Source organism: Acidithiobacillus sp. TH-A36, assembly GCF_057473445.1.
In genome coordinates, this window is the sequence record NZ_JBYCKP010000171.1 from 1 (window position 1) to 3,025 (window position 3,025).

At 57.4% G+C, this 3,025-nt stretch carries 3 protein-coding genes; 2 read left to right on the forward strand and 1 reads right to left on the reverse strand.

Features of this window, described 5'->3' with window-relative positions; all coding sequences use genetic code 11:
* Positions 1-167: 167 nt before the first annotated feature.
* Positions 168-542, reverse strand: a complete 375-nt coding sequence (locus AC2VLY_RS04685; protein ID WP_486894159.1) for an Mth938-like domain-containing protein — start codon at positions 540-542, stop codon at positions 168-170.
* 95 nt (positions 543-637) lie between these two features.
* On the opposite strand from AC2VLY_RS04685, the gene alaC reads away from it, so the two are divergent.
* Together alaC and AC2VLY_RS04695 are read left to right on the forward strand one after the other, a co-directional pair.
* Complete coding sequence (gene alaC / locus AC2VLY_RS04690; protein WP_193651351.1) at positions 638-1,819, forward strand: alanine transaminase; 1,182 nt, start codon at positions 638-640, stop codon at positions 1,817-1,819.
* Between the two features lie 11 nt (positions 1,820-1,830).
* A partial coding sequence (locus AC2VLY_RS04695) for a homoserine dehydrogenase (RefSeq protein ID WP_486921841.1) occupies positions 1,831-3,025 on the forward strand: 1,195 nt, incomplete at its 3' end.

Below are 3,025 nucleotides of genomic sequence, written 5' to 3' on the forward strand. Positions count from 1 at the left end.
CTGGTGAAATCCTGCGCCCGTCAGGAGAGCTGTCTGAGCCCGCAGGGCGAGTTCTCTCCTGACAGCAGGATGAGCCTTGGAACAACAGGCAAGGGACGTTGGAGCAAAAAGCCTCCCCGCCACCGGCCTGCCGGAGCCTGCTCTTGAAAACCGCTGGCCAAAACATTTCAGGCCTCTGGATGCATCAGGGCGGCCAGCACCATGCGGTCTTCGGCCATTAAAATATTGTAGGTCCGACAGGCTGCGCTGGTATCCATGACTTCCACAGGAATGCCGGCATCGCGAAGGGCTGCCATCAGTTGCAAAGGAAAATGCTGTTTTTTGCCGGTGCCCAGGAGCATGACGTCCGGCTTGCGGGCGAGCACTTCGATAAAATGCTCCAGACCGAGCCCTTCAGCACTCTCCGGCCCCCAGGGGCTCTGCAGCCAGTCCGCCGCTACCAACAATCCATGGCGGTAATGCTGGCCGCGAACTACGATGCCGTCTTGTCCATAGCCATTGATGAGATTGTATTGGGCGTCCTGTTGCAGGTGTAATTTCATGACTTTCCTCCATGATGCGGATTGACAGGCCAGCGTAGCCTCTCTATTGTTCTTCGGTTTCGGTATTCACGACAACCCTTGAAGGCCTGTGTCCCATGAACAGTGATTTTGAACGTATCCGCCGTCTGCCTCCTTACGTGTTTAATATTGTCACTGACCTGAAAAATCAGGCCCGTAAGCGCGGTGAGGATATTATCGACTTTGGCATGGGAAATCCCGACCAGCCCACGCCCCAGAATATTGTCGATAAGCTCTGCGAGACCGCCCAGCGCGGGGATACCCATCGTTACAGTGTATCCCGGGGTATTCCCCGGCTGCGGCGCGCTATCACGACCTGGTACGAACAACGCTTCGGGGTGGCTCTTGATCCCGAATCAGAGGCCATTGTGACCATTGGTTCCAAGGAAGGTATCGCGCATCTGGCCCTGGCTACCATGGGCCCTGGGGATACGGTGCTGGTTCCCAGTCCGACTTATCCCATACATCCCTACGGTTTTGTGATTGCCGGAGCAGACGTGCGCCATGTGCCGATGCTGCCAGGTGTGGATTTTTTCGAGGAACTGGAAAAAGCCGTCAAGGCCGCCTGGCCCAAGCCGAAAATGCTGGTCATCAATTTTCCACACAATCCCACGGCAGCGGTGGTCGATCTGGATTTCTTCAGGCGGATTGTGGAATTTGCCAAGGAGCATCGCATCTGGGTGGTGCATGATCTGGCTTATGCTGACATCGTCTTTGATGGCTATAAGGCGCCCAGCTTTTTGCAGGTGCCGGGGGCCAAAGATGTGGGGGTGGAATTTTTCACGCTGTCCAAGAGCTATAACATGCCCGGATGGCGGGTCGGCTTTGCCGTAGGCAATCCCAAGCTGGTGGGTGCCCTGGCGCGCATGAAAAGCTATCTGGATTACGGCACCTTCACCCCCATTCAGGTGGCGGCCATTACAGCACTGGAAGGCCCTCAGAATTGTGTGGAAGACATTCGCCTGATGTATGAACAGCGCCGCGATGTGCTTTGCGAAGGGCTGGATGCAGCAGGTTGGGTGGTGGAAAAGCCCAAGGCAACCATGTTTGTCTGGGCGCGTATTCCGGAAAATCTGCGCAAAATGGGCTCGCTGGAGTTTTCCAAGCTGGTGCTGGACCGGGCCAAGGTGGCGGTCAGTCCCGGCATTGGCTTTGGTGAACTGGGTGATGAATATGTGCGTTTTGGTCTGGTGGAAAACGAACATCGTACCCGTCAGGCCATCCGTGGAATCAAACAAATGTTCCGTGAGGATTTATGATGAGCGACAGCATGGATCCTGTCCGTATAGGTATTCTGGGAATGGGCACTGTCGGTCAGGGCACGGTGCGGGTGCTGGCACGTAATGCCGAAGAAATCACCCGTCGGGTCGGTCGGGATTTACGGGTAGTCCATGCTGCGGTGCGTAATCCGGCGCGTCTGGAAGCATTGGGCCTGCAGGCGCGGATCAGCACCGATCCCTGGGCCGTGGTGGGCGATCCGGAAGTGGATGTGCTGGTGGAAGTCATGGGCGGTACAGGGCTGGCCAGGGAACTGATTCTGGCAGCCATTGCCGCAGGCAAGCATGTGGTGACAGCCAATAAAGCCCTGCTGGCTGAACATGGTAACGAAATTTTTGCCGCCGCCCAGCAACAGGGGGTGATGGTGGCCTTTGAAGCAGCCGTAGCCGGAGCCATTCCGATTATCAAAGCCATCCGCGAAGGTTTGGCCGGTAACCGCATTCAATGGCTGGCGGGGATCATCAACGGCACCAGTAACTATATTCTGACCCAGATGTTCCGTGAAGGCTGGGATTTTCAGCAGGCGCTGACCGAGGCCCAGCGCCTGGGCTACGCCGAAGCGGACCCCGGACTGGATGTGGACGGGGGAGATGCAGCCCACAAAATCACGCTGATGGCCTCCATCGCTTTCGGCATCCCGGTGGACTTCGCTCACTGCCATGTCGAGGGCATTCGTGCTCTGGAGCGGGATGATGTGGTGTATGCAGCAGAACTCGGTTATCGCATCAAGCTGCTGGGTATCTCCCGGCGTCGCGCCGATGGTGTGGAACTGCGCGTTCATCCGACCCTGATTCCCGAAAGTCATTTGCTGGCCAATGTCGAAGGACCCTTCAACGCCATTCTCGTCGAAAGCGATGCGGCCGGACAGAGCCTGTATTACGGGCGCGGTGCGGGCGGTGATCCTACGGCCAGCGCGGTGGTGGCTGATCTGGTGGATGTGGCCCGGACGATGACGGCCGACCCCAGCAACCGCGTGCCGCATCTGGCCTTTCAGCCGGATGCCTTGAGTGCCTTGCCGCTGCTGCCCATGGCCGAAGTGGAGAGCGCTTACTATTTGCGCATTCATGCCCATAATCGTGCTGGTGTTTTAGCCCAGGTGGCGACCATGCTGGCGGAACACCAGATTTCCATTGAGGCTTTGCTGCAAAAAGAATCGCCGGAAGCCGATACGGTTCCCATCGTTCTTT